A 4,629-nucleotide genomic window follows, 5' to 3' on the forward strand; every position below is an offset into this window, starting at 1 on the left:
GAACCGGAGAGAAATTTTTTTACAAATTTTCTCTCCGGTTCTTGAGTTTTAACAGGGCTTTTGAGACAGCCTCTTTTTTAGTATCTTATAAGTTTACATAGAGTATGGGTAAATACCCCTGTTTATTTCAATAATCATAAAGACTGTACTAATGATTTTTAAATCAGTTGTTATAAAATTGTTGTAGTCATTGTTGGAAAATGCTTTAAAATGAACAGTAGACAAATACTGTGAAGCATTAATCGATGGAGGGTAACATTTGGAAAACAAAGAGAAACAAATAGTTGAAATCATTAATAAAAGCGAACCTCTAAAAAGGTTATTGAGAGTCTGCCAAGAGTCAAGCTTGCCACATGACTATTATATTGGGGCAGGCTGCATTGCTGATACAGTTTGGAATTATCTATCGGGAAATCCACTTACATACGGAATTTCAGATGTTGACGTTGTCTATTTTGACGACAAAAATACAGCGATCGAGAACGAAGTAAAAAGACTGTTAATTGAGAGACTAGGGAAATTTCCATTCAAGCTGGATGTTAAAAATGAGGCACGTGTTCATCTCTGGTATAAACAAAAATTCGGTTTTCCAATTGAGCCATATACTTCTTTAGAGAATGCAATTGATAGCTGGCCAACTACCGCAACCTCTCTTGGCATAAGGAGGGAGAAGAAAGACTTTTACGTAATCTATGCACCTTATCAGCTAGATGACTTATTTTCTATGGTTATTAGACCGAACAAGAAAATGATTACAAAAGAAATATATGAGAAAAAGGCAGAAAAATGGCAAGGTAAGTGGGATAAACTGACGATAATACCTTGGTAATTTTGTTAATTCTGTTACGCAGTACGTTTTAACTGCGCAGTAAACAGTGGTAAACAAAGATTTCTAAAAAAGTTTTTTTATTAAGCGATAAAAGTACCTTATTGTGAAGTTGAGGGTGTTTATTGCTTTTTTTTTAGCAGGCTATAAGTTTAATTAAAGTGTGGGTAAATATCCTTGTTTATTTCAATAATCATGAATGCTGTGCTAATGCTTTTAAAAAAAGCTATAGTATAAAAGTAAGCGTCAAATAATGGACACCTTCTCATACTCCTAGCGTCATGCGATAATGCCTCTATGAATTGATCAGGAGGATGATCCATGACACGAGCGGAGCTACATGCATTCTGGAAGAAGAGAATGAGCGAATTTGAGACAAGCGAATTAACCGGCACTCAGTGGTGCGCCAGTCAGGAAATTCCATTGAGCCAATTCCGATATTGGCGGCGCAAGTTACGTTCGACAAGAGATGCCGCATCCTCAACCAGGCCATCTTGGATGGTCGTTGATCTGGCCGGACAGGAGAAAACCGATGTGCTTTTCATCTACCTGGGCTCGGCGAAAGTTGAACTTCATGCTGGATTTGATCCGGACCTGCTCGCTGATGTGGTTCGTGTGCTTCGGAGCTTCTGATTCGGGAATCAACGATCGAAAATGTCTACCTGGCCAAGGGGAACACCGATCTGCGCAAATCAATTGACGGGTTATCCGTCCTGGTTCAGGAAAGCTTTCACCTCGATCCGTTTTCACCCTGCCTGTTTGTCTTCTGTAATCGCAAACGGGACAAGCTGAAAATTCTTCACTGGGAATACAATGGATTCTGGCTTTACTATAAACGTCTGGAAAAGGGGACTTTCCAGTGGCCGAAGGCCCATAACGATGCCCCGTCCTTAAAAATCAGCCGGCACCAATTAAATTGGCTGCTGGACGGACTGTCCCTCGAACAACGCGAGGCCCACCGGGCCGTGAAGGCACGCACGCTGATCTGATTTTTGGTTAAAACGCAGACAGAGAGCACGTTTTCCATTATAATGAAAGAATGAAAAACGGAGCGGAAGCACCCTTATCTACAATTGAAGCCCTTCAAGAAGAACGCGATGCGTTGAAAAAACAAAATGCCGAACTGACACTGAAGCTGAAAGGGTTCGAAGAACAATTCCGTCTCAGCCGACAACACCGGTTTGGCGCTTCAAGTGAAAAGACGCATCCGGAGCAGCTCACCCTGCAACTGTTCAACGAGGCAGAGAGTGAATCGAGTGCACAAGCACCCGAGCCTACGGTTGAAACCATCACCTATAAACGAAAGAAAACGCCGGGGCAGCGTCAGGAAAAGCGGGACAACCTTCCGGTCGAGGTGATCGACTATCGCTTGCCTGAAAAAGAACAGGTTTGTGCCTGCTGTGGTAGTGCCCTGCATGAAATGACTACGGAAGTCCGTGAAGAACTGAAAGTCATCCCGGCAGAAGTTAAAGTCGTTCGGCATGTCCGTCACATCTATGCTTGCCGGCACTGCGAAAATAAGGGAACGAAAACGCCGATTGTGACCGCCCCAGCGCCGAAGCCGGTTTTTCCCAAAAGTTTGGCGTCCCCTTCGATGATGGCACAGACGATGTGTCAAAAGTATCTGGATGCTCAGCCGCTTTACCGTCAGGAGCAACAGTTCAAACGGCTCGGTGTCACTCTTTCCCGGCAAACACTAGGCAACTGGATTCTCTATGGTGCTCGGCAATGGCTCGCCTTAATTTACGATCGCATGAAGAGGCATCTGTTAGAACGTGATATCGTCCATGCGGATGAATTATGTTGAGCTCAACATAACTCCTCTTATGGAGAGTCATTTATTATGTTGAGTCAACCTTGATTAATTTACAGAGGTCGCTGTACTTCTAGTATTTGAGTGCAGTTTCTGGAAATACAACTTAACATAACATTTTGATGCTATCTTTAGAATGGGAGGTGCATCAAAATGCATGCAAAAGCGACAAAAATTCTCCTTAGGTATGAGGACTATTCAGATACCTTAGAAGATTATCTGAACTTAGAGGAATTCAGAAAACTATCCCCACTGACGATTTCATCCAAAAGAATAACGATTATTTCTTTTATGAATTATCTCGGTGATAGTAACGTGAGAAATTTTCAGAACTGTAGTCAAAGTCATGTTACCGGTTATCTATCTTCCCTTTCCAAATTATCTTCTTCCACCATAAGTGGACGCACATTTATTTTGCGTCACTTCTTTAATTTTTTACACGCCAAAAACCTTACCCTGTTCTCAGGCAATGAACTATTTCCAGTCATATTTACCAACAAACGAGAACGTATCCTTTCATTTTATTCCATTGAAGAAATCAGACGAACCATTTATGCCGTAGACAGAAGTACATTTTATGGGAAAAGGGACTTTGTCGTTGTATTACTCGCTGCGGAACTTGGTATCCGTTCCAGTGACATTATCCGATTAAAAATGTCAGATATCCATTGGGAACGCAATACCATTGAATTTGTTCAGTATAAGACTAAGACTTTCAATCAGTTACCGCTGTTGGAAAATATCAAATATGCATTAATTGATTACATCAAAAATGAGCGTCCCAAAACAAACTCAGATTACATTTTTATTGGTATTAAAAATGGGGGGAAACCCTTGACTAATTCTTGCTTACACCAAGCGGTCTCTAAGTATTTCAAAAAGGCTAACATTGATATTTCGGAACGAAAACATGGTCCACATGCTATGCGACATTCTTTGGCAAGTGCCATGCTCCATAATAACACTCCGATGTATGTAATTAAGGAGACGTTAGGACACTCGAACATCAACACCACGAGGATGTATCTTAATATCGATATTGACGCCTTAAGACAATTGGCTTTGGAGGTACCGTGTGAAACACTATGATACCTTCGATTTTTCTGAGATCTATCGTGACATTGCTTTAGAATATGTAGATTATAAACAGTCCTTAGGATTCAAGTATTCGTACGCTGAACAGTCAAAAATAAACAGGATGCTTCGTTTTATATATGCTCATTCAAAATCGGATCCTATACTGGCTTTACAGCCAGAACTGGTTAAAGCGTATGCAAAAAAAAGGGACAATGAAAGTGCCAGAACCCTCCATACAAGGCAATCCCATATAAGACAGTTTGCCTTATTCTTAAACTTGAGAGGTATATCCGCCTTTGTCTACCCGAAGGAACTCGTTAAAGTTTCAAAAAGTTTTGTCCCCTATATCTTTACCAAAGATGAAATGAACCGGATTCTTCAGGAAGCTGACGCAATCAAACCAAACAAGAATAAGTTTATAAATACCCCCTATATATATCCTGCGGTCATCCGTATGTTATATGGAAGTGGTTTACGTGTGAGTGAAGCCCTTGCTCTCAAATGTGAACACGTTGATCTAGATAACGGAATTCTTGTCGTTATGAAGGGGAAAAATAATGTTTCCCGGTTAGTTCCAGTATCTGAATCACTAAGACAGTATTTATCTATTTATAATTCAAAGGTTGTAAGAATGGGAAATCCATACTTTTTCCCAGCGCTTCACCTGGAAAGATATGCTCCAATAACGATCAGGAATCAGTTTAAAATGCTGGAGGAGAAAGCAGGTATACCCCAGTTAAGTACCGGAAGGTACCCTCGTGTTCATGACCTAAGACATACCTTCAGTGTCCATGCCCTAGAACAAATGATTCGTAAAGGTATGGATCCTTATTGCTCGCTTCCAATCCTCAGCACCTATCTTGGGCACAAAGATGTGGAATCGACAGAAAAATATCTGCGTTTAACTAAACAG

General features: G+C 40.9%; 5 protein-coding genes and 1 pseudogene. All 6 read left to right on the forward strand.

Translation table 11 applies throughout. The annotated features are described in order from the left end of the window. Positions 1-259 precede the first annotated feature (259 nt). The gene (locus Q6A92_RS17120; protein ID WP_332238836.1) at positions 260-829 is read left to right on the forward strand and encodes a nucleotidyltransferase family protein; all 570 of its coding nucleotides are present in this window, start codon (positions 260-262) and stop codon (positions 827-829) included. Positions 830-1,147: 318 nt separating this feature from the next. Then, positions 1,148-1,459: an IS66 family insertion sequence element accessory protein TnpA gene (gene tnpA / locus Q6A92_RS17125; protein ID WP_332238837.1), complete on the forward strand. Its 312-nt coding sequence runs from the start codon at positions 1,148-1,150 to the stop codon at positions 1,457-1,459. A 29-nt stretch (positions 1,460-1,488) separates the two neighbouring features. Beyond that, on the forward strand, positions 1,489-1,815 hold the full coding sequence (tnpB, locus tag Q6A92_RS20375; RefSeq protein ID WP_443029752.1) for an IS66 family insertion sequence element accessory protein TnpB: 327 nt from the start codon (positions 1,489-1,491) through the stop codon (positions 1,813-1,815). Between the two features lie 50 nt (positions 1,816-1,865). Next, positions 1,866-2,624: pseudogene (locus Q6A92_RS17130) on the forward strand (transposase); the annotation flags it as partial. A 168-nt stretch (positions 2,625-2,792) separates the two neighbouring features. Then, complete coding sequence (locus tag Q6A92_RS17135; protein WP_332238838.1) at positions 2,793-3,728, forward strand: site-specific integrase; 936 nt, start codon at positions 2,793-2,795, stop codon at positions 3,726-3,728. Then, a partial coding sequence (locus tag Q6A92_RS17140; protein ID WP_332238839.1) for a tyrosine-type recombinase/integrase occupies positions 3,715-4,629 on the forward strand: 915 nt, incomplete at its 3' end. The genes Q6A92_RS17135 and Q6A92_RS17140, both read left to right, overlap by 14 nt.

The organism is Sporolactobacillus sp. KGMB 08714 (genome assembly GCF_036598985.1).
GTDB lineage: Bacteria > Bacillota > Bacilli > Bacillales > Sporolactobacillaceae > Sporolactobacillus.

Coding starts and splice junctions, on each gene's coding strand:
- tnpA (WP_332238837.1), top strand. CDS start 1,148: ATGACACGAGCGGAGCTACATGCATTCTGGAAGAAGAGAATGAGCGAA.
- Q6A92_RS17135 (WP_332238838.1), top strand. CDS start 2,793: ATGCATGCAAAAGCGACAAAAATTCTCCTTAGGTATGAGGACTATTCA.